This window comes from Pelagibacterium sp. 26DY04 (assembly GCF_031202305.1).
Lineage (GTDB): Bacteria > Pseudomonadota > Alphaproteobacteria > Rhizobiales > Devosiaceae > Pelagibacterium.
On sequence record NZ_CP101731.1, the window covers coordinates 3313033 to 3331241 of the forward strand.

Annotated in this window: 22 protein-coding genes; 5 read left to right on the forward strand and 17 right to left on the reverse strand. The window is 60.8% G+C overall.

Annotated features, from left to right (window positions below; translation table 11 throughout):
• Nucleotides 1-154 precede the first annotated feature (154 nt).
• Both NO932_RS16430 and NO932_RS16435 read left to right on the forward strand, forming a co-directional pair.
• Nucleotides 155-910 carry a cytochrome c oxidase assembly protein gene (locus NO932_RS16430; RefSeq protein WP_309208448.1) on the forward strand — a complete coding sequence of 252 codons (756 nt, stop codon included), beginning with the start codon at nucleotides 155-157 and terminating at the stop codon, nucleotides 908-910.
• An 84-nt stretch (nucleotides 911-994) separates the two neighbouring features.
• Entirely contained in the window at nucleotides 995-1723 is a 729-nt protein-coding gene (locus NO932_RS16435; protein WP_309208450.1) for a cytochrome c biogenesis protein CcdA, read from the forward strand.
• 449 nt (nucleotides 1724-2172) lie between these two features.
• Here NO932_RS16435 and NO932_RS16440 read toward each other — a convergent pair whose 3' ends face one another.
• The gene (locus NO932_RS16440; protein ID WP_309208451.1) at nucleotides 2173-2808 is read right to left on the reverse strand and encodes a murein L,D-transpeptidase family protein; all 636 of its coding nucleotides are present in this window, start codon (nucleotides 2806-2808) and stop codon (nucleotides 2173-2175) included.
• A 518-nt stretch (nucleotides 2809-3326) separates the two neighbouring features.
• Here NO932_RS16440 and NO932_RS16445 point away from each other — a divergent pair.
• The gene (locus NO932_RS16445) at nucleotides 3327-3581 is read left to right on the forward strand and encodes a DUF2171 domain-containing protein (protein ID WP_309208453.1); all 255 of its coding nucleotides are present in this window, start codon (nucleotides 3327-3329) and stop codon (nucleotides 3579-3581) included.
• A gap of 156 nt (nucleotides 3582-3737) precedes the next feature.
• Here the strand turns inward: NO932_RS16445 and NO932_RS16450 are convergent, their stop codons facing one another.
• From NO932_RS16450 to NO932_RS16505, 13 genes are all read right to left on the reverse strand, one after another.
• Nucleotides 3738-4451, reverse strand: coding sequence for a phosphatase PAP2 family protein (locus NO932_RS16450; protein ID WP_309208455.1), 714 nt, complete (start codon nucleotides 4449-4451; stop codon nucleotides 3738-3740).
• A 240-nt stretch (nucleotides 4452-4691) separates the two neighbouring features.
• On the reverse strand, nucleotides 4692-5795 hold the full coding sequence (locus NO932_RS16455; protein ID WP_309208457.1) for a M23 family metallopeptidase: 1104 nt from the start codon (nucleotides 5793-5795) through the stop codon (nucleotides 4692-4694).
• A gap of 178 nt (nucleotides 5796-5973) precedes the next feature.
• Entirely contained in the window at nucleotides 5974-7272 is a 1299-nt protein-coding gene (locus tag NO932_RS16460) for a cytochrome bc complex cytochrome b subunit (RefSeq protein WP_375142777.1), read from the reverse strand.
• 228 nt (nucleotides 7273-7500) lie between these two features.
• Entirely contained in the window at nucleotides 7501-9240 is a 1740-nt protein-coding gene (locus NO932_RS16465) for a DUF3363 domain-containing protein (RefSeq protein WP_309208460.1), read from the reverse strand.
• 342 nt (nucleotides 9241-9582) lie between these two features.
• Nucleotides 9583-10179: a lytic transglycosylase domain-containing protein gene (locus NO932_RS16470; RefSeq protein ID WP_309208461.1), complete on the reverse strand. Its 597-nt coding sequence runs from the start codon at nucleotides 10177-10179 to the stop codon at nucleotides 9583-9585.
• A gap of 147 nt (nucleotides 10180-10326) precedes the next feature.
• Nucleotides 10327-10656, reverse strand: coding sequence for a DUF736 domain-containing protein (locus NO932_RS16475; protein WP_309208462.1), 330 nt, complete (start codon nucleotides 10654-10656; stop codon nucleotides 10327-10329).
• Between the two features lie 35 nt (nucleotides 10657-10691).
• Nucleotides 10692-11237: a S26 family signal peptidase gene (locus NO932_RS16480; RefSeq protein ID WP_309208464.1), complete on the reverse strand. Its 546-nt coding sequence runs from the start codon at nucleotides 11235-11237 to the stop codon at nucleotides 10692-10694.
• Complete coding sequence (locus NO932_RS16485; protein ID WP_309208466.1) at nucleotides 11234-11701, reverse strand: DUF2840 domain-containing protein; 468 nt, start codon at nucleotides 11699-11701, stop codon at nucleotides 11234-11236. Before NO932_RS16485 ends, NO932_RS16480 begins: the two co-directional genes overlap by 4 nt.
• Before the next feature lie 271 nt (nucleotides 11702-11972).
• Nucleotides 11973-12809: a replication initiator protein A gene (locus tag NO932_RS16490; RefSeq protein WP_309208468.1), complete on the reverse strand. Its 837-nt coding sequence runs from the start codon at nucleotides 12807-12809 to the stop codon at nucleotides 11973-11975.
• A 15-nt stretch (nucleotides 12810-12824) separates the two neighbouring features.
• Nucleotides 12825-13055: a helix-turn-helix domain-containing protein gene (locus NO932_RS16495; RefSeq protein WP_309208469.1), complete on the reverse strand. Its 231-nt coding sequence runs from the start codon at nucleotides 13053-13055 to the stop codon at nucleotides 12825-12827.
• Nucleotides 13056-13216: 161 nt separating this feature from the next.
• On the reverse strand, nucleotides 13217-13753 hold the full coding sequence (locus NO932_RS16500) for a DUF2285 domain-containing protein (RefSeq protein ID WP_309208470.1): 537 nt from the start codon (nucleotides 13751-13753) through the stop codon (nucleotides 13217-13219).
• Nucleotides 13686-14009 carry a transcriptional regulator domain-containing protein gene (locus NO932_RS19385; RefSeq protein ID WP_375142778.1) on the reverse strand — a complete coding sequence of 108 codons (324 nt, stop codon included), beginning with the start codon at nucleotides 14007-14009 and terminating at the stop codon, nucleotides 13686-13688. The genes NO932_RS16500 and NO932_RS19385 overlap by 68 nt, the downstream gene beginning before the upstream one ends.
• Nucleotides 14010-14165: 156 nt before the next feature.
• Complete coding sequence (locus NO932_RS16505; protein WP_309208473.1) at nucleotides 14166-14450, reverse strand: DUF2285 domain-containing protein; 285 nt, start codon at nucleotides 14448-14450, stop codon at nucleotides 14166-14168.
• A 317-nt stretch (nucleotides 14451-14767) separates the two neighbouring features.
• On the opposite strand from NO932_RS16505, the gene NO932_RS16510 reads away from it, so the two are divergent.
• Both NO932_RS16510 and NO932_RS16515 read left to right on the forward strand, forming a co-directional pair.
• Nucleotides 14768-15007, forward strand: coding sequence for a helix-turn-helix transcriptional regulator (locus tag NO932_RS16510; protein ID WP_309211075.1), 240 nt, complete (start codon nucleotides 14768-14770; stop codon nucleotides 15005-15007).
• A gap of 5 nt (nucleotides 15008-15012) precedes the next feature.
• Nucleotides 15013-15186: a hypothetical protein gene (locus NO932_RS16515; protein ID WP_309211105.1), complete on the forward strand. Its 174-nt coding sequence runs from the start codon at nucleotides 15013-15015 to the stop codon at nucleotides 15184-15186.
• 450 nt (nucleotides 15187-15636) lie between these two features.
• Here the strand turns inward: NO932_RS16515 and NO932_RS16520 are convergent, their stop codons facing one another.
• The 3 genes from NO932_RS16520 to NO932_RS16530 form a co-directional block, all read right to left on the reverse strand.
• Nucleotides 15637-16035, reverse strand: coding sequence for a single-stranded DNA-binding protein (locus tag NO932_RS16520; RefSeq protein ID WP_309208474.1), 399 nt, complete (start codon nucleotides 16033-16035; stop codon nucleotides 15637-15639).
• A 648-nt stretch (nucleotides 16036-16683) separates the two neighbouring features.
• Nucleotides 16684-17100, reverse strand: coding sequence for a hypothetical protein (locus NO932_RS16525; RefSeq protein ID WP_309208476.1), 417 nt, complete (start codon nucleotides 17098-17100; stop codon nucleotides 16684-16686).
• A gap of 169 nt (nucleotides 17101-17269) precedes the next feature.
• Nucleotides 17270-18208, reverse strand: coding sequence for a DUF2493 domain-containing protein (locus tag NO932_RS16530; RefSeq protein WP_309208477.1), 939 nt, complete (start codon nucleotides 18206-18208; stop codon nucleotides 17270-17272).
• Nucleotide 18209 lies beyond the last annotated feature (1 nt).

Consider the following 18209-nt stretch of genomic DNA (forward strand, 5'->3'; position numbering starts at 1 on the left):
CACCGCTTCGGCTTGCCTTATGTGCTTCATTGTCAACCCCAAGAATGACTGAGGAGCATAGATATAGTAGATTTATGCGAGGCAGGCCCATGCGCAGCGAAAGAATGGCAGCTTAAAGGGTCAGCAGCGGCGAACTGTCAGAGCTAGAAATCTCATGATTGCTGAATCCTTCGACTCCTATTGCGGCCCGCCGCCCGTGCCGGACAGTATTTGGCTGCAATGGAATTTCGACCCCTTTGCCATCGCGCTCATGGCCCTGATCGCTATTGGGTGGTTCACCCAAGGTAGAAGGGATTCAGCAGGAAGAGCGGCAATACTCGGGGCGCTTGTCTTGGTTGGCGTTGCATTCCTCTCGCCCATTTGCGCCTTGACCGTAGCGCTGTTCTCCGTTCGAGTAGCCCATCATGTCATCCTGATCTCGGTGACGGCCCCCCTGCTCGCACTTGCGCTGCCTTGGCGGGGAGGCCCCCGGCTGCCACTTGCCCTACTGGCGGTGCTCAGCGCCATCACGTTGTGGATCTGGCACGCTCCATTGGCCTATGAATGGGCGATCAGCGCCGCTCTTCCATACTGGTTAATGCAATTGACCTTGCTTGCCACCTCTTGGCTCTTCTGGCGTGAAATCTTCAGCCCGCAGCGGCAAGTTGGACCGAGCATACTGGCGCTGCTTTCGTTTGTGGCACAAATGGGTCTGCTCGGCGCCATCTTGGTTTTTGCGCGCAGACCGATTTATCCACCGCACTTCCTGACAACGGAGCCGTTTGGAATCTCTGCTCTCAGCGACCAGCAACTTGCAGGCTTAGTGATGTGGGTCCCCGCAATGTTTCCGTACATCGCCGTCGCGCTGTGGTTGCTGATGCGGTTCCTGAGCAGTCCAGACGACACCAAACGTCCCGAAACCCCCGTATGATATCCAAGCCTATACCCGCCTGCATTGCTGATAATCTGGATGCCCGCAGCGATCCGATGCGGACCTATAAGAACGGTTCGGCAAATGGGCTTTGAGATTGCCAGTATCGGGATTTTGGCAGCACTATTTGCAGGCATGATCTCGTTTCTTTCACCCTGCGTGCTTCCCCTGGTGCCGGGATATGTCTCCTACATCACAGGCAACATGGATCGCAGCAGCGTGGCGGTGCGCTCGAACGCCTTGCTCCTGAGCATCTGTTTTGTAGCCGGGTTTGCTACGATTTTTGTTGCGCTCGGGGCAAGCGCCACAGCGCTCAGCAGGCTGCTGCTTTCGTGGCGCTACGAAGCCAACATCGTCGGAGGGGCGATCGTCATTGTGTTCGGCGTCTTTACGACCAGCCTCGTCAGGTTTCCATGGCTCTCTCAGGAACTTCGATATCATGGTGCCCTGAAGGGTGGGGGGCCGGCTGGCGCCTATGTCTTGGGGCTGGCGTTCGGCTTCGGCTGGACGCCCTGCATCGGCCCGATCCTCGGCGCAATCCTCACCGTAAGCGCGACGTCAGAGGCGGCAGGAAGCGGCATCCTGCTGCTCTCGATCTACTCGGCAGGTCTTGGGGTGCCATTTCTGCTCACCGCCACCTTTGCAGACAGCTTAACGGCAAGGCTCAAGCACATGCGTCGGCTGGGCCGGGTGCTACAGATCCTCGCCGGGATAGTGATGATCCTTATGGGCGTGGCGATGATCACCGGTCAGATGTCCGCATTTGCTTTTTGGCTTCTCGAGCGCTTTCCGGTGTTCGCACGTATAGGATAATGGGATCCGGGAGGAGGAACGCACTGCTGCTGTCTGGCAGCCATGTCCCCACAATCGGGAGTCCGGAAACTATGTTAAAAGGCGAACTACAAGAGGGGCGGCCACATACCATAGAATCGCGACGATGAAAGAGCCCCAAAGGAGCAAATGAAACAGACGCAGTCCGAGGGGCGGCTTACCTGACATAAGGTGCCTGCAGGGCCAACGGAGGCTCATCCTGATAGAAGGACAACTTGACCCGCGCATTGATCCATATGGCGGCGAAGCAATTTTTGATGTGACCTTTTCTATCTTGCGCCGGAAAATATGCGACAAGGATTCCGTTCATACGCCCAACTCTCCAACAATAATCGGAGTATTGTGCATTCTCTAGTCGCTATAGAAGTAAGGGCAAATGAGATTTATTTCTGCCAAAGTGTTGGCTTGCCAGCTTGGACCTGTTTTGCTGACTACAAAACCGGGCAAGGGCCTAAGGGATCCAGGGGGGCGGTTCGGGGATCATTCACGTTGAAGACATAGCGCCTGTCGCAGACATCCCATGTCGGCGGGATGCTTGTGTTGTCGAAGATATCCGCGCCCTCTTTGAGATTGCGCCAGAAATCAACGTGAGGACTCGATGCGTTCGCTTGAATGTTGGCTTCAGTCATCGGAAAGGGCAGCAACTGTAGTTGGAAGGATCGATTTCCGCCTCTGAATGTTTCCCGTGCGAGTGCGAAAATCTCCTTGATACCATCGTCGGTCATAGCGTAGCAGCCAACTGACAGGCAGTCTCCGTGAATCATCAAGTTTGTTCCTGTGCGCTCCCAAGCCTGATCAAATTTGTTCGGAAAACCGACGTTGAACGATAGCCAATAGGAAGAGTTCGGGTTCATAAGGTCGGGAGTGACGTTGTAAAAGCCCTCCGGTGATTGATGATCGCCTTCGCGGAATTTCGGTCCCAGTTCCCCCGACCATTTGCAAATGTCGTACGTCTTTAAGAGTCTGTACGTGCCATCGCTGGTTCGTTTCCAAACCTCGAGCGTCGAGGTCTGTTTGTAGAGGCGGATCATCATCGGCTCAGATGGCGATGAGTTGATTTCGGCCATGCGCTGGAGGAGCTCTCGCGGCAGCGGCACGTTATGGCGATTGTCGCCTGTATACTGACTGCATGCTGTCAGCGCCAAGACGGCGAAAAATGCGATAGCTATGCGACTAACATATGCGACAGCGAAAGGCATGGGGGATCACCTGGGTAAGTGCCGGCTAACCATACTGGCTCGGTGTTACCGATCTCTTGCGATCGCGGTTTTGCGCGCTACCGCCTTGAGGAACTGGCATTGCTACCCCGCGGCATGAACATTCACACCATCAAGCATCATGTGTCGCAATAGGCGGCATCCTGTACCTTTTGGGGGCACGATTTCTCATCGCCGTCGCCCTTGCAGACAGCCATCGGCAAGGGACTGATGGCGGACTAAACAATTTCAGATCAACCCGCCCCGGCGCCTGTTCAAGATGATTGCGCATTCTCCAGGATATGGTTTGCTGCTAGCGTAGAAGTGCACGAGGGTGCTCGCACCTACTGCCGCAAAGAAGACTTGGATTATCTGAAGGAGAAACTGAGATGCACGATCTCTCCGGCATCAAAGCTGGAATGAAAGTGCTTGGAGCCGACGACGCGCGGGTGGGTATAGTTGCTTCAGTCGATGAGGACCGTATTCGGTTGGAAGCCGTCGACATTGGGTCGCACGCAGGCCACAAGCACTACATCCCAGGCGGCATTGTGGCCATCGTGGAAGAGAATACCGTCCGCCTTTCGGCCACCGGCGCCAATGCGGTCCTGCTGGATGAGGAAATCGACGGCTCGCCAGCCGACTAAACTGCGCCAAAGGCGAATTGGTGCCAAGGCCCCATCATTGCGGACGTTGCACGGCAACAGGAGCATCTATCCTGTGCAGTTCGCGCAACGATTCCTCTCGGTCCTGCACCAGAATCCTTAGAAGCCCAATCGAATGGAGCCATCTCAGGATAGTGGCTAGCCGGGTGTGGTCGTTTTTCGTGCGTTTCTGAGCAGAAGGGACACGAGCGGCATGCCGGCCAACCTCGGCCGCAAGGTGCCGTCCGCGCTATAGACGAAGAGCAAGCGGCGACGGGCGAAGACATGGGCAAGCCAGAGGGTAAAGCCGACCCCTACCGCCCACCCCATCACCGTGTCGCTTGGCCAGTGAACGCCGACCAATTGCCTGGACAGGCTGATCAGGATGCCGATGGAAATGAAAATCGATCGAAACCGAGGGAAAACCAGTGCAAGGGCCATGGCCATGGCGCCAGCGGTCGTCGCATGGCCAGATGGAAAGGCTGCGTAGTCTGGGTTGAGGGCGAACACCTGGAAGTCAAGGGGATACTCCCCTTGCGACACCCCGGGCCGGGCGCGACCAATCGAATACTTCGTAATCAGTGCAGCAAGTCCGCCGCCAGCGACCGAGAGAAAAATAAACGCTGCCGCAGCCACGACGGCGTTGGCGCCCACCACGATTCGGCGACGCAACCGCGCCCTGGGCAGGAAAGCCAATAGGATGAGCAGCGCGCCCGAGCCTACGAGCACTTCCACGCCTGCACCCAGTCGTGTGATGTGATTGGCGAGGGCAGACAGCTCTTCGGGGAATGCGCGCATCCAGATCGCAATCGGACGATCGATATTGACTATCGTCCACACCGAAAGAGCAAACAATAGCGCGAGAATGACCAACGGACGTTCGAGTGGGGCGCGAAGAGAAGGTGGCGTCACACTCGCCGGAGCGACAAGGCGGTTCCACCCAGTAGCGAACGGCCATCGGCTTCTAGAAAACTCTTGAGCTTTTTCCATCCTGCAACCTTAATGGCGGACGTCTTCCGCGAGAACGTGCATCTTGCTACCGTCTTTGCCTATGGACCCGCCACTGCAATTTTGCCGCAGATAGCGAGAACAATTTCCCTATCATGCTTCATGTTACCGTGAGGCGGTCGTGAACCACGGATCGAATACTTCTAAACGCCTTCCGGCAGCCAAGTACGGCGTAGGGTCGATTGCACTGCTCTCGTTGCGAATTTCAAAATGCAGATGGGGTCCGGTCGACCGGCCGGTAGAGCCGGCGAGCGCGATCACCATATCTGCTTCGACCTCATCCCCTTGGTCGACCAGTGCACGCGAAAGATGGGGGTAGCGCGACATCAGGCCCGAGGCGTGGGTAATTTCGACCACCCTGCCGTAGTCGCCCTTCCAACCGACAAAAGTGACGGTCCCGCGGCCCGCGCTCAGAATCGGCGTGCCAGTCGGAGCGGGAAAGTCTATGCCGGAATGAAACGCGGATTGGCCAGTGAAAGGATCTTGGCGCAAACCGAAGTTGGAGCTTATGCGGGTAGTTTCGATCGGTCGATGAATTGGTACATCGTCCATGGCCCTGCGCGCTTCTTCCAAGCGTCCCATGGCAGTAAGGATATCGACGATATCAGGGGTCTCGGAACCCGATGGAAAATCGCTGGCATCCAAAAAGGGACCGCCAAGGGCCAGATCGCTCAAAGCCGGCTCATGTCCGACGCGCCGCAGCTCTGCAACGATGATCTCGACTGATCGGTCCATCGTCTCGGAAAGAAGCGTCATCGACTCGCGGGTCTCTTCTTCCATTACTCTTAGGTTCGCTTCAAGAAGGTCAAGCTGCTCAGCAGGGCTCGCCCCATCCGCTGCCGGAAGGACCGGACCTTCGTTCGGCTGGGAGAATGGTACCAACTCGGGAGCAAGTGCCGTCTTTGCGAGCATCTCTATCGAAAGGAACTGATCTTCCAGCTGTGCCTGGCGTTCACCCAATTCCTGACCTCTGAGAGTTGCCGTTCCAGAGTTAGCGATTTCTCTGGATCGAAGCCGGTCAACATTCATGCTCAACTCGGCGATGCGACCTTCATATGCCCTCAGCACCACGGAACTTTGGTTGTTCCAGAAATCGCTGAGATCCTCATTGTTGCGGAGGATTGTGAACGTGAGCACATTGGTGACAAGCAGCCCGCCAAGCACCGCCCAGCAAGCGAGCATTTGGTATGATGATGTACGACCGCTCACGACGACCACTCCGAAAGACCCCGAACAGCGTCGTTCGCTATGGTTAACGAAATGGAAATGTCCGCGCCTAAGCAGGTCACATTTTCTGGAATTTCATCTATTCGACGTTGATGAAATTCTGGGCCAGCACGGCCATCAGTGCGCAGCAGCACCTTGGAGATCACTTTTCAGCCCGAACTTACGCAATTTTTTCGTTCGGTCCACTACCTCTCTCGCCCAAAACGCTTTGCGATATGCTTGCCGGTAACGGCGCAGGTTTTTCGATACGTCCCAAGATCGGCAATATGACGAGGAAGTAGGCAAAATAGTATGCCGTCGTCACTTTGGCGAGGAGAACATAGATCCCTTCGGCGGGCTGCGCGCCCAGATAGGCCAGCGCGATGAAGTTCACGACGAACAGCCAGAAGAACGGCTTGAACAGCGGGCGGAACGTCCCCGAGCGCACCTTGGATGTGTCGAGCCACGGCAGGACGAACAGGACCAGAAGCGACCCGAACATCACGATGACCCCGCCCAGCTTGGCTTCGATGAAGAGGACGTTGAAATCGATGGCCCGCAGCATGGTGTAGAAGGGCAGAAGGTACCATTCGGGCACGATGTAAGCTGGAGTAACCTGCGGATTGGCCGGTATGTAATTGTCGGCATGCCCCAAGATGTCGGGGGCGAAGAACACGAACCAGGCGAACGGAATCAGAAAGACGACGATCGCGAACAGGTCCTTCATCGTATAGTAAGGGTGGAAAGGCAGCGCATCGCGGCTCTCTTTCACCTCTACGCCGGTAGGGTTGTTGTTCCCCGGCACGTGAAGCGCCCAGATGTGCAGAACGACGACCGCTGCGATGATAAATGGCAGAAGGTAGTGAAGCGAGAAGAAGCGGTTGAGCGTTGGGTTGGCGACCGAGAAGCCGCCCAGCAGCAGGGTCTGGATCGGCTCGCCCACGACCGGGATCGCAGAGAAGAGGCCGGTGATAACCGTGGCGCCCCAGAGGCTCATCTGGCCCCAGGGCAGCACGTACCCCATGAAGGCCGTGGCCATGAGCAGGATGAACAGGATCACCCCGAGCATCCAGATGATCTCGCGCGGAGCCTTGTAGGACCCGTAATAGAGTCCGCGAAACATATGGACATAGGCTGCAAAGAAGAACATCGACGCGCCCACGGCATGTGTACCCTGGATGATGCGCCCGTAGTTGACGTCACGGCGAATCTGCTCGACCGAGGCGAAAGCGAGGTCCACGTTTGGTGTGTAGTGCATGACAAGCACGACACCCGTCACGATCTGCACTACCAGCATGAAGGCGAGAATGCCCCCGAACGTCCACCAGTAGTTGAGGTTCCTGGGGGTGGGGAAATCCATCAGGTGCTCCTTGGAGAACCTAAGGATCGGAAGCCTTTCATCGAGCCAGCGTTCGATCCTGGTGCCGGGCACGTAGCCGCCCGAGTGGGTCGTTGCTTTCGAGTCGCTCGATGTCGCCAAAGTTCTCGAGTCCTTTTTTTTGCGTTTCCGCTGATGCCTAGGTCATTTTTCTTGGTAGCGCGCTGGCCGACCTTGTCTTTAGTATGTGAGAATGTCGATCTCGGCCGAACGAATATCATTCGACTGCGAAATTAAGCCTGTTGCGATAAGGATGTGCGATGTCGCGGAATGTCGCACTGAACATGCTCTTTGCGCGGCACCTCCCCATGTGCCCAGGTCGAAACCGACTTAGCTCGGACCCAAAGTTCTCTTTCGTCCGAAGCTCCAATCGATGCCGCCGTCGCTGCGCGCGACGCCCGAGATGTGCTTGCCGAGATGCTGCTCGACCGATGGTGTCCAGGGCACGAGCTTGAACCCCAGTCCATCGTCAATCATCGCCACGCGGCCCGAAGCGAGAGCGAAACGCTGGCGATAGGTGCCGGCCACATATTCTCCCGATGCCGCTTTCTGGAACGGGCTACCCGTCTCTGCGGCCAGCCGTTCCCCAAGCGCGTCCAACTCGCGGCGCCGCAAGGTGGCGAGAAAACTACGGGCGAAGACGATGCGCTGACCCTCGCGCCGGGCCAGGCCCTCCTCAATCAGGTGATCGGTGCGTGCCTCGAGCGCCTGCTGCACCTCGGCGCCGAAGCCGCCGCCGAGCCCGGCCGGATCGCCGGCCACGAGTTGGCGGTCGAGCCAGGTGGCGCCATCGGACTTGATCTGGTCCGCGATAGAGAGATCCGAGCGCACCGCCAGTGCGGTTCGCACATGGTCCCTGGAATCGGTGTAGGTGCGCAGCTCGACGATAGAGCCGAGCCCGCCGTCGCCGGTGGCGGAAAGATCGTGGAAGCGGACATGGTGAGTGCGCCCGTCGGTGCCATCGATCACCGCATAGGCTTCCCCGGTCAGTTCATCATGCAGGCCGCGATCAACCATCCTGCCGATGACCGGGCCGTCGCCGGCGGCGCTTGCGAGCGTATAGTCGGACACGGCGCGCTCGATACCTCGGTCGGCGAGCGCCTTATGCATCCGTTTGATGATGTCGTTGCGCTCGCCCAGTTCGCGCAATGTGGATTCGGCTTCCTCTGCGATTTGCCATTTCTGACCGCCGACCGGATGAGCCAGGCCGAAGCTTTCGAGCGTGCGTATCCGGCCGGCCTTGAAGGCATGGTACTGGTCCGGCCGCTCGCCCGGCTTGGGCGCGAGATCGACGATGCGGTTCTCACCGCCGTCGCGCAGGAGCTGGCGGTCGAGGTCGGTCCAGCGGTCGGCTCCCGTCTGCCGCTCGAGGCTGGCGCGAATGTCGAGATCGTTGCGTAGCCCAAGTTCCTGAGTGATGAGATCGCGCGCCCGGTCGCGCAACCCTGAGCGGATATAGTCGCGCGAGATCACCAGATCCTCACCGGTGTCGGCTACGCCGCGCACGAGGACATGGATGTGCGGATGCTCGGTATTCCAATGATCGATCGCCACCCATTCGAGATCGGTGCCGACGTCCTTCTGCATTTGGTCCATAAGCTCGCGGGTAAAGCCCTTGAGCTCGTTCAGGTCCCCCGCGTCCTCGGGTGAGACGATGAAACGGAAATGGTGCCGGTCGTCGGCGCAGCGCTCGGCAAAGTCGCCGGCGTCGGCATGATCGGTCTCTGGGCCGAACAGGATTGCCTTCTCGCCGTCGCGGGTGACGCCCTCGCGCCGCAGGTAATCGAGATGGCGCGAGGCGCGTGCCCCTGAGCCGCCGTTGCGGACAACCCGCGCCTTGACCACGGCAACCCGGCTGCGGCGCTTGATGAGGCGATTGGCCACAACATTGGCGGTGCGACCGCGCCCAAAGTTAGAGGAGCTCGATGACCCGAAGCCGTTGCCCCGCCCGTGGCTGCCGCCGGCTCGCGTGGCAGCGGCGAGCGCCTGGGCGATGAAGGGCCGCATTCTCTGGCTGGCGCGCGAGCGGATGCGTCCCGGCCGGACCTTGAAGTCGCGATCCTTGCTCATGGCCGAAATCTCCGCACGGTGCGAAATGGATTCAAAAGCAACGCGAAATCGCGATGGCGCACGGTGCGATATCGGCCAGTACGGTGCGATAATGGCTTGGAAACCCCCTGTCTCCCGCACTCCCGACCGTGCCGCACCGTGCGGCTTTTATCTTGCCATGACCCCAGCTTGTTGCCCCGTCCCTGCCGGCCCTTCCGCTCTTGTGCCCCTGGCTGCGCCCCAATGCGATACTCCGCGAAGCCGATCATGGGGCGCTCCCCGGACGGGAATTGGCCGGAACAAAGATCGGTGCGGCGTAAAGATCGGTATCGGACGAACGGCCGGTTGACGGCTGGAGCGCAGTCAGATCGACGATGCGTTGCAGCGGGACGGACAACGCGGATGCAGAAGGATTGTCGACGGATGCGGTTTCGAGCACGTCGAAGGTGCCGCCGACCAGAGCGGAATGTGCGCGATTTCGTGCGCTTCGGCGATGACGGTGGCAAGAGTTTCGACGTAAGCCAGCGTCTCGGCCGGCAGTTCGCGCGCACCGGACAGATACTCCTCATAACGTCTGGGACCGGCATTGTAGGCGGCGAGAAACCCGTCCGGTCCAAACCGGTCGAGCATCTCGCGCAGATAGGCGGTGCCCGCAAAGATGTTGTCACGGACATGCAGCGGGTCGGGCCCGAGATGATAACGTTCGCGCAACTCGTCATAGGTCGCCGGCATCACCTGCATCAGCCCGATAGCGCCCTTGGGCGAGACGGCTGACGGCTCGTTGCTGCTCTCGGCGGTGATGACGGCGCGTATCCAGTGCTCCGGAATGGCGAAGCGGAACGATGCTTCGGCGATCGGGATCGCGAAGGGATCGACCGCTTCGAGGTGTGCCGGAACGTCCTGGGCCTGCACGGGCATGACGGATGCGATGCCGATCATACCGCTCACAACGGTGAGCATGAATGCACGCCGAACGATAAATCCCGCACGGCTTTTGGTCCCGACCAGCGACAATCCCGCCACCGTGCTCGCGCCACTCAAGGGCAAGGCGCAAGCGCCGGCCGGGGGCCGCCCTTGACCGGCCCTGCGCGCGATGGCTGCATGGGATCACGCCCTGGCGTCGCGCCGCAACGGGCGCGACCATTGCAGGGTGTAGGCGGCGTCCCCGGAACGGAAGAGATTGGCATGCACGGGCTGAGCGAATGCGAGGCCGTCGATCAGCACCGAGACAAATTCCCCGGCCTTCTCGCCCACCCTCGTCCAGCCGGCGCCGATCTCGGCACCGTCCGCATCGGTGATATGAATGCGGTAGTCCGGCGCCTTCTCGTTGCCGCCGCGTTCGAGCGGCACCAACACCACGTCCACGCCGAGTATCGGGGTCTGTATCCTCCCCGAGAACCCGCTTTCCGTGCGGGTAAACTGTCCGATCTGTGCCATTGGAACCTCCATTGATGGCTGGATGGGAGAGACGGTCATCGCGTCGGGGCGCGCCATTCGTAGCGGCCGTCGCCCTCCTCGTCGGTCCAGAGTGGGAGCGCCCGGCCGACAATCGTGGTGACGGAGAGCGTGCCGAAATAGCGTCCGTCAAGGCTATCGACGGACTGCCAGTTCATCAGGAATATCTCGTCGTCGGCGACGGTGCGGCAGCCGTACCAGACCGGCAGGTCGCGGCCGGAACTGTCGCGGCTGAGCGCCATGCCCATCTCGATGCCATCCACGGTGATGGTGGGCCCGTCGCGGCAAACCTCCTGACCTGGCAAGCCGAGAACGCGCTTGAGCATGGGCACGCCATGCGCCAGATAACCGCGCTCGGCGAGGAATACGGCAAGCGTTTCGGGCGGCGTGACGGCGACCAGATCGGCAGTCTCCAGATGGCCCGCTGGATGCACGGTAAACATGCCGATGGGCACGCTGGGCGAGGCGTTCCAGATCAGCGCCGGCGGCGGATCGACGAAGGCCGAGGCTCCAATGGCAACGCTGGCGAGATACGTGGTGATCACCCATCCCAAGCGCGTCATGGCGCGATCCCCCGGCGCTTGAGCCAAGCGCGGTGCTGCGCAGGCTCGTATGCGTTCGGTTCAAGGCCGGCGGCGATACGATTGTGGGCGTGCCGCCAATAGTCGGTCGCCGCGTCGGCCGGATCGACGCCGATGGCCTCTACGGCGTCGATTGTCTTCAGGACGCGCTCGACCTTGGGCCAGCCATTGACCTTGAGCAGGATATCCCCGCCCGGCCGAACGAAAGGGAGCGTTTGATAGACCTGCCCATGTTCGACGGCGAGGACGATGTCGATACGCGAGATGATGGTGCCGTAATCGTTGGCCGCCCAGCGGACAAAGGCAAAGACGCTGCCGGGGGCGAAGCTCGCGCGGCGGCGGTGACGGTCGAGGCGCTGGTTGTGCGCGGGATGGCCGAACCTGATCCAGAACTCGATCTTCTTTTCGATCCAAGTGAGCTCGACATGCGTTAGGAGCGCAGTCATGGCGTCCCCCTTTCCCGCGCCATGCCCAGCCTGCCGCGCGCCGGAGGCGAACGGTATCCACACACTTCCCCGGTCAAGAAGAAGGTTAGATTCTTGATGTTAGGATAGTTAGAGGGGGCCGATTCCGCGTTTGGTATCCCGACCTTACGCGGTGTGAGCGTTCCCGATAGTACGGGTCGGGCGTTCCTGATAGTACGGGCTTGGGCGTTCCCGATAGTACGGGTCCGCGCCGAAGTTTTGCACACGGTTATCCACAAGGCGGCGCGCGCGGTCATGGCCTGCCTCCCATCCCGCGATCGGGTTGGAAGCCAAGCCGCTCTCCGCCGTCAGCACCGATGAACAACAGGAGGCGATATCCGGGCAATGGCTGCCGCCGGACGATGCCGCGCAGCTCGAAGCGGAAGCGGCGGGGTGGCGAGAGCGTGCCGGATTTGAGATAGAGGTGCGTGACGTCGAAGCTCCAGCCGCGCGCCTGCCGACCGCCGTGCTTGCGCGCGAGCCGGTACAGCCAGCGTTCGAGGCCGCCCGTCAGCGCGAAATAATCTCGATCGATTGTGAGGATCAGCGCCTCGTCGAGCACACCGGCATAAAACCAGTCTGGGAGGATGAGTTCGATGCCGAGCGGGCGGCCGTTTGCGTCGAGCCGTTCCTTCCACTCGTTGATCCAGGAGAAGCGGTGGCGGCGGCGCTCGCTGATCTGCCGGATGGAGGTGACGATCGTGGTCGATTGAAGCCGGTCGAGCGCGGCTTTGAGGCGCTCGTAGCTCAGCGCGGAATCGCCGCGGCCGATGAAGGCGAGAATCTCGTATGGGGTCGCAACCATGAGGCGTGACGTGGCGAGGCCCCGGTCGCGGGCATCGACGATCTGGCTAGCGGCCCAGATCAGGATATCGGCATCCCAAATGGTCGCCATGCCGTGCTCAACCGTAGCCTCGACCCGGATGACCACCTCACCCATACGGAAGTCGATCGGCGCGATGCGCCGGGACTTGGCGAGCGAGAAGAACGGCCAGGCCATGAGATCCTGAGCATCGCGTGGCGCGATGGCGCCGGAGCGCGCTCGGAACAGGTCGAGTTGGTCGGTCTCGGAGCGGACAGGTACGGCCATTGAAAGACACCGCCCTCAACGCTTGCGTTCGGCACCGGGATCCGAGGTCGAGCGACGCACGCCGTCCTCGGCCCAGGCTTCAAGATCGGTGACGGCGTACACGACACGACCACCGAGCTTGCGGAAAACCGGCCCGGTGCCGAAGACGCGGTGCTTTTCGAGGGTACGCGGGGAGATGGCAAGCAGACGCGCCGCGTCGGGGGTGCGCAGGTAGCGCGGGAGAATGGGAGGCAAGGGTTCGGTCATGGTAGGGCTCCGTCGCTCTGGCAGCCCAGCTTCGGATAGCGGGGCTGACCGACGGCAAGCGTGGCGGAGAATTCGGCCCAGGGGGGAGTCCCGACCTTGCGGCGAAAAATCCTTTGAAATTTGTCCCCCTTTGCCGGAACCGGCATGAGGATGTGGCCGGATCAACCCCAACGAATGTGGTGGAAGGAGCGGGTAAGGAGATGACGATAGTCGCCGTCGCGCATGGCATGTCCAAGCCGGATTAGGCGGGCGACCTTCTTGCGCAGACCTGAACTTTTCCAGCCATGGGAGGTGATGTCTCGCGCTTCCTGGGTGAAGAGAACAGCGCCAACCTCGCGGCGGCTGGCACCCTCTTCCTCGCCGTCGAGTGCGCGCAGCGAGAGGGCAAGACGATGAAGCCGGTAAGGGGTTAGGGCCGGTTCCGGAGTTGGGGCGCCTGTCGGCAGACCGGCCAGCTTGAGCAGAAGTCGCATCAACGCTTTGAGGCGAACTATCCGCCAGGTATCGTTCGGAATGACAAAGGCCCAACCCGTCGCGTCTGCATCCGCCTCCACCCGCATTCGGAGTTCGCCCTCGGTGTCACGCAGCACAATGGAGCGGCCGGCACCGTCATAGGATTGGGCGAGGAGATCAGGCAGGCTTTGGGGCGGAATTGCGTGTACGTCGGGGAAGCCAGGGGGTGCCGGTCCGATCAGCACGACACTCGGCAGGAGGTGCGGTTCCCAAAGAACTGGCGCGTCGGGCGCCGCGAAAGGACAACCCCCAGGACTCGCGCAACCACCGCACGGCCTGGGTGGCGTCGATTTGGCCGCTCTTGACCTGGCGATCGAGCTCTGCGCGTTCCTCCCGGAAGCGTGGATCGCGCGAGATGAATTCGAACGCGAGGTGTTCGAGGTCGAGCGTTTTGAAGTAGTCCGTGGACGCGGACGACCGCCAGTCCCCAGCCATTGCCATGATTGCCTCCTCCCCTAGTCCGCCGATCGCAGGGAAGTGCCCGATTATGGAGGGCAGGCTGGAACGGCATAGGGCAGCGTCGCCTATCACAGCATAGGGCACTGGCGGCGTGGCGCACCGTCGCGGCGATGACAGGCGCACTGGGAGGGGCTCGGCCTATTCTATACGGGCGCTACGCAGTAGTTCGTAACCGCCAGTGCTAACCATCCAGTGCGCGCGAGCCAGATGGGCCTGGTAGGCTTGACAGGCGCGCTCGGGCTCAGCCTCTGGATCGATTCTGAGAACGGTTTTCGCGACTTCCGTCCAGTCGGCACCTTTTTCCTCGGCTATGAGCAGGCGGAGATAAACATAGAGAAGGCGATAGTCGTAGTTGGTCAGCTCGTCGGAGAGCACCGGCGCGTCCGCGATCTCTGGTTCCCGTTCTGGCCGTGGCCTCTTCATCCAAAGCATCCCAGATCAGCATATTTGCGTAGTGACAAAGTGCACCCCGCAAACCCGATAGCCAACGGGGTTTATACGTCACGCCAATAGCTTCGAACTATCACACCCCCATGTCCTATCTATAACAATTACAATAATGTGACGAAACTTGTCCGGCTTTTCATCCCCACTCTGCTTGGCACCAACGTCGAGACTTCATGGTCAATCCGCAATGGTCAGCGGTGCAAGGAGTCGCTGTGGGTGAAACCTCGGATTTTTCCTTCTCCTGTCGAGAATACTCCGTAGTGGAATTCTCGACAAGACGCTTCCTTTCGGAGATGGGAATACGGGAAGTCTTCGCGCTGAATTTGAAGTCACTGCGGCAGGCGCGAGGGCTGTCTCAGGAAGAATTGGCGCATCGGGCCGAGGTGGACCGTACCTACATCAGCTCGCTGGAGCGCTGCATCTATGGCGCGAGCATCGACGTGGTGGACCGGCTCGCCAAGGTTCTCGATGTCGACGCTGCTGATCTGCTCAAGCGTCCGGTCGATGCGCAGAGGTTTGATGAAACGGGATGAATTTGATGGTCGTTCGCCCCGTACGGGGCGAACGGGTCCAGTTCACTGATAATGGTATCATCGTCACCGTCGTATTCGGCGGCTGGCATGACCCCCATCGTGCCGTCGCCAGCGCGGAAGACAACGATCGTCACCATCAGGGTAAGGGCGAGGTCAAAGGCCATTGCGTTGGCATCTGAGAGGGACATTTTCCGGCTCCTGTTCTGAAAGTGGGGACGATTCCCCGTTCGACAGGCGCCCGGTGTGTTTCAGCCGTGACGGCGATCACCTTGGAGGCGTTGGCCGGAAAGGCCGCACGCTCGCGTAGCGGACCCTTCACGGGTTGATCGCATTAGGGAACGTCTGAAACCAAGGTCGCCCATCGAGAGCGGGGTGGTTTCCGCGATCAGGTGCCGGAACCGGCCTCGCAAGCGATGTCCTCCGACCGCGACCCTGATCTGATAAGGAGCATTTCAATAATCCGCCACCGAGGGGCTGATTATCTCGAGCCGCAGATGAGAGGTGCATAGAGGGCCCGAACTGGTGTGCGTGAGACAGCCTCGGTCATCTCCCGGCACTCCGGGCGATCTCCACGCCCCGGAAACGAAAAAAGGCCCGGCGGTTGGACCGCCGGGCCTCGATTGCGCCGATCAGAACGGGATGTCATCGTCGTCGTTGCTGTCCTGGCTCGCTTCCGCCTGCTTGCCCCGGCTGAGGAAATCCACCGTCTCTGCGATGATCTCGACACCGTAGCGCTCGATACCTTCGGCATCGGTCCACTGGGTGTAGTGGATGCGGCCGCGCACCAGAACCTTCATGCCCCTCTGGCAATAGTCCTGGACCGTCTTGCCCAGGCCGTTGAAGGCGATAACGCGGTGCCATTCGGTGTCCTGGACCCGCCGCCCTTCACCGTCGCGGAGAACCTTGCCCTCCGAATAGCGCGGACGCGAGGTGGCGAGGGTGAAGTTGGTGACCCTGTTGCCGCCAGGGACGTTGCGGGTTTCCGGGTCGCGTCCGATGTTGCCGGCGAGAATGACGATGTTCTGCATTTTTAGTCTCCGTTGCTTCTACCGGGGGGACCATCCCTCCGATGAGCCCCGGACAAGGCCGGCTGGATGCGGTGGCAACCCTTAAGGACCGGGGTGGGGCGGGCAGGCGCGGCACGCGCCAACACGGCCGGTTCCGCGGGGGGTTGCTGGCGGAGACTGCGCGGACTTAGGGGATCGGTCAGGAGGAGGGAATGGTCTTTCCGGGAATGCCCGGAGACATAAGCAGCCGCATCGTATTGCTGCCGATATCGGCCTGTCCCTAAACGCGCGCGCCTTAGCGCCAGCAAACTTTCACCAGTCCGACTACGCGACCATTTCGGGGGCAGCTCTTGGTGAACCGAGGCGCAGCAGGGGGGACTTGCAGTGAGGGCGACGGCAGCGCTCACGGCTGACGGCCAGGGCTGGGTCAATGCTGCCGGAAGCGGAAAGGCTGGTCAGCTTGCAGCCGCATCCACCACGCCCAGGCGGACGGTCCAAACGCTTGTCCGCTGCGGTGTCGGGATTGGTCCCGAGGGGGCATTCGACAGGGGGATGCAGCCGGGTCGAACCATGACGCAAACGCCGGAATGAGACGGCGACGCTATGGCAAGCGAGGCCCGGCGGCTGGATCAACATGGACCTCGCGGTTCCATACGCGCGGCGTGAGCCTCAGCGCGAGGAAATCGCGGCGGCGACCGCGCCCAGATTGAACAGCGCGGCGGTAGCCACGACGATCCCGCTGATGCCACCGAGCAGGTTGAGAAGGAGCACGGAGTCGATGGCGTCTTTGGCAACGCCATAGGCGAGCGCGTAGCCAGCGATGGCGGAGGGAACGGCGACCAGTGCGAGCGCGGCGAGGCGCAGCGCCGGGTTCCTGGCAAAGCCGATGATCGCGAATACCAGCATAAATGACATCAATGCGGCCCCGAGCGAAACCAGCAGCGCCGTCCAGAACCCGATATCGGCTCCATACATCCACTGGAAAGCCGTTGTCGCCACCATGACGGGGAGTGCATAAAGGGCGAGATTCCAGGCGAGCACCGCGAGGACAATCGTGGCGGAGATGGCAAGCAGGATAAGCGTCATGGCAACCTCTGAAGTCTGGGATCGAGAGATCACGACAGGCAGCCAAAGGAAAGTTCTCGCCTGCGACCAAGCAGTTGCGCCGGTTCTGCACGAATAAATTAATGTACCGCGACCGTCCTGTCGAGAGCGGTGCTTCGATCTCTTGCAGCAGAGGCGAAGAAGGCGGCGCTTATGCGCCGCCCCGATCGCGGAAGTCGTAGATCTTGATGCCGAGCTTCCTCGCCTTGTCCGCCAGATTGTCCTGAATCCCCGTACCGGGGAAGACGATGACGCCGCGCGGCAGCGTTTCGAGGATCGCGTCGTTGCGCTTGAAGGGTGCGGCCTTGGCGTGCTTGGACCAATCCGGGGAAAAGCCGACTTGCGGCACCTTGCGCTGATCGGCCCAGCGTGAGGCGATGAGTTCGGCGCCTTTTGGCGACTTGCCATGCAGGAGAACCATGTCCGCATACTTGTCGCGCACCTTGTCGAGGACGTCCCAGATCAGCCGGTGATCGTTGAAGTCGAGGCCGCCCGAGACGACTATTTTCGGACCAATGGGGCAATAGACCTCGGTGTCCGCCCAGCGCTTGGCGGTGAGGAAATCGCGGCTGTCGACCAGCGCCGAGGTTAGCGCCCGATGGTTGACCTTGGAGCCGGACCGTGGCCGCCAGACAGAGCCGATATGCTGCTCGAACTGTTCGGCGGCGAGATCGCGGAAGAGTTCCATCGCGTCGCGGCGCTCGACAAGGGTCAGCCCTTCGGCCGTGCGGCGCTCCAGCTCGACGGACTTCACCTCGCTGCCGTCCTGTTCGCCCTGGAGGCGGCGCTGGGCCTGCTCGTTATCGTCGAGATCGCGTTCGATTCGGGCAGCGGCGCGCTGGAAGAGATTGACGGTTCCCCAGAGCACCTCTTCGAGGTCGGGTTCCAGGCGAGTGTCGGTCATCGAGGCAGCGAGGGCGTCGAAGACGTCGACCAGGGCGGAGAAGACGACATTGCCATCGGGCAAGGGCCTGGGATCGGGTTCGTCCTCATAGGGGCGCCAGCCATAGAGCTGAAGTTCGGAAAGGACATGATCGGTCGGGGAAGAGGCGTGACGGGGTTCGGCATCGTCGCCATGGTCGTGGATCATC

Excerpts from the sequence above, each read along its gene's own strand:
- NO932_RS16430 (WP_309208448.1), top strand. The coding sequence starts at position 155 with ATGATTGCTGAATCCTTCGACTCCTATTGCGGCCCGCCGCCCGTGCCG.
- NO932_RS16435 (WP_309208450.1), top strand. The coding sequence starts at position 995 with ATGGGCTTTGAGATTGCCAGTATCGGGATTTTGGCAGCACTATTTGCA.
- NO932_RS16440 (WP_309208451.1), bottom strand. The coding sequence starts at position 2,808 with ATGGCCGAAATCAACTCATCGCCATCTGAGCCGATGATGATCCGCCTC.
- NO932_RS16445 (WP_309208453.1), top strand. The coding sequence starts at position 3,327 with ATGCACGATCTCTCCGGCATCAAAGCTGGAATGAAAGTGCTTGGAGCC.
- NO932_RS16465 (WP_309208460.1), bottom strand. The coding sequence starts at position 9,240 with ATGAGCAAGGATCGCGACTTCAAGGTCCGGCCGGGACGCATCCGCTCG.
- NO932_RS16470 (WP_309208461.1), bottom strand. The coding sequence starts at position 10,179 with ATGCTCACCGTTGTGAGCGGTATGATCGGCATCGCATCCGTCATGCCC.
- NO932_RS16475 (WP_309208462.1), bottom strand. The coding sequence starts at position 10,656 with ATGGCACAGATCGGACAGTTTACCCGCACGGAAAGCGGGTTCTCGGGG.
- NO932_RS16480 (WP_309208464.1), bottom strand. The coding sequence starts at position 11,237 with ATGACGCGCTTGGGATGGGTGATCACCACGTATCTCGCCAGCGTTGCC.
- NO932_RS16485 (WP_309208466.1), bottom strand. The coding sequence starts at position 11,701 with ATGACTGCGCTCCTAACGCATGTCGAGCTCACTTGGATCGAAAAGAAG.
- NO932_RS16490 (WP_309208468.1), bottom strand. The coding sequence starts at position 12,809 with ATGGCCGTACCTGTCCGCTCCGAGACCGACCAACTCGACCTGTTCCGA.
- NO932_RS16495 (WP_309208469.1), bottom strand. The coding sequence starts at position 13,055 with ATGACCGAACCCTTGCCTCCCATTCTCCCGCGCTACCTGCGCACCCCC.
- NO932_RS19385 (WP_375142778.1), bottom strand. The coding sequence starts at position 14,009 with ATGGCAATGGCTGGGGACTGGCGGTCGTCCGCGTCCACGGACTACTTC.
- NO932_RS16505 (WP_309208473.1), bottom strand. The coding sequence starts at position 14,450 with ATGAAGAGGCCACGGCCAGAACGGGAACCAGAGATCGCGGACGCGCCG.
- NO932_RS16510 (WP_309211075.1), top strand. The coding sequence starts at position 14,768 with ATGGGAATACGGGAAGTCTTCGCGCTGAATTTGAAGTCACTGCGGCAG.
- NO932_RS16515 (WP_309211105.1), top strand. The coding sequence starts at position 15,013 with ATGGTCGTTCGCCCCGTACGGGGCGAACGGGTCCAGTTCACTGATAAT.
- NO932_RS16520 (WP_309208474.1), bottom strand. The coding sequence starts at position 16,035 with ATGCAGAACATCGTCATTCTCGCCGGCAACATCGGACGCGACCCGGAA.
- NO932_RS16525 (WP_309208476.1), bottom strand. The coding sequence starts at position 17,100 with ATGACGCTTATCCTGCTTGCCATCTCCGCCACGATTGTCCTCGCGGTG.
- NO932_RS16530 (WP_309208477.1), bottom strand. The coding sequence starts at position 18,208 with ATGATCCACGACCATGGCGACGATGCCGAACCCCGTCACGCCTCTTCC.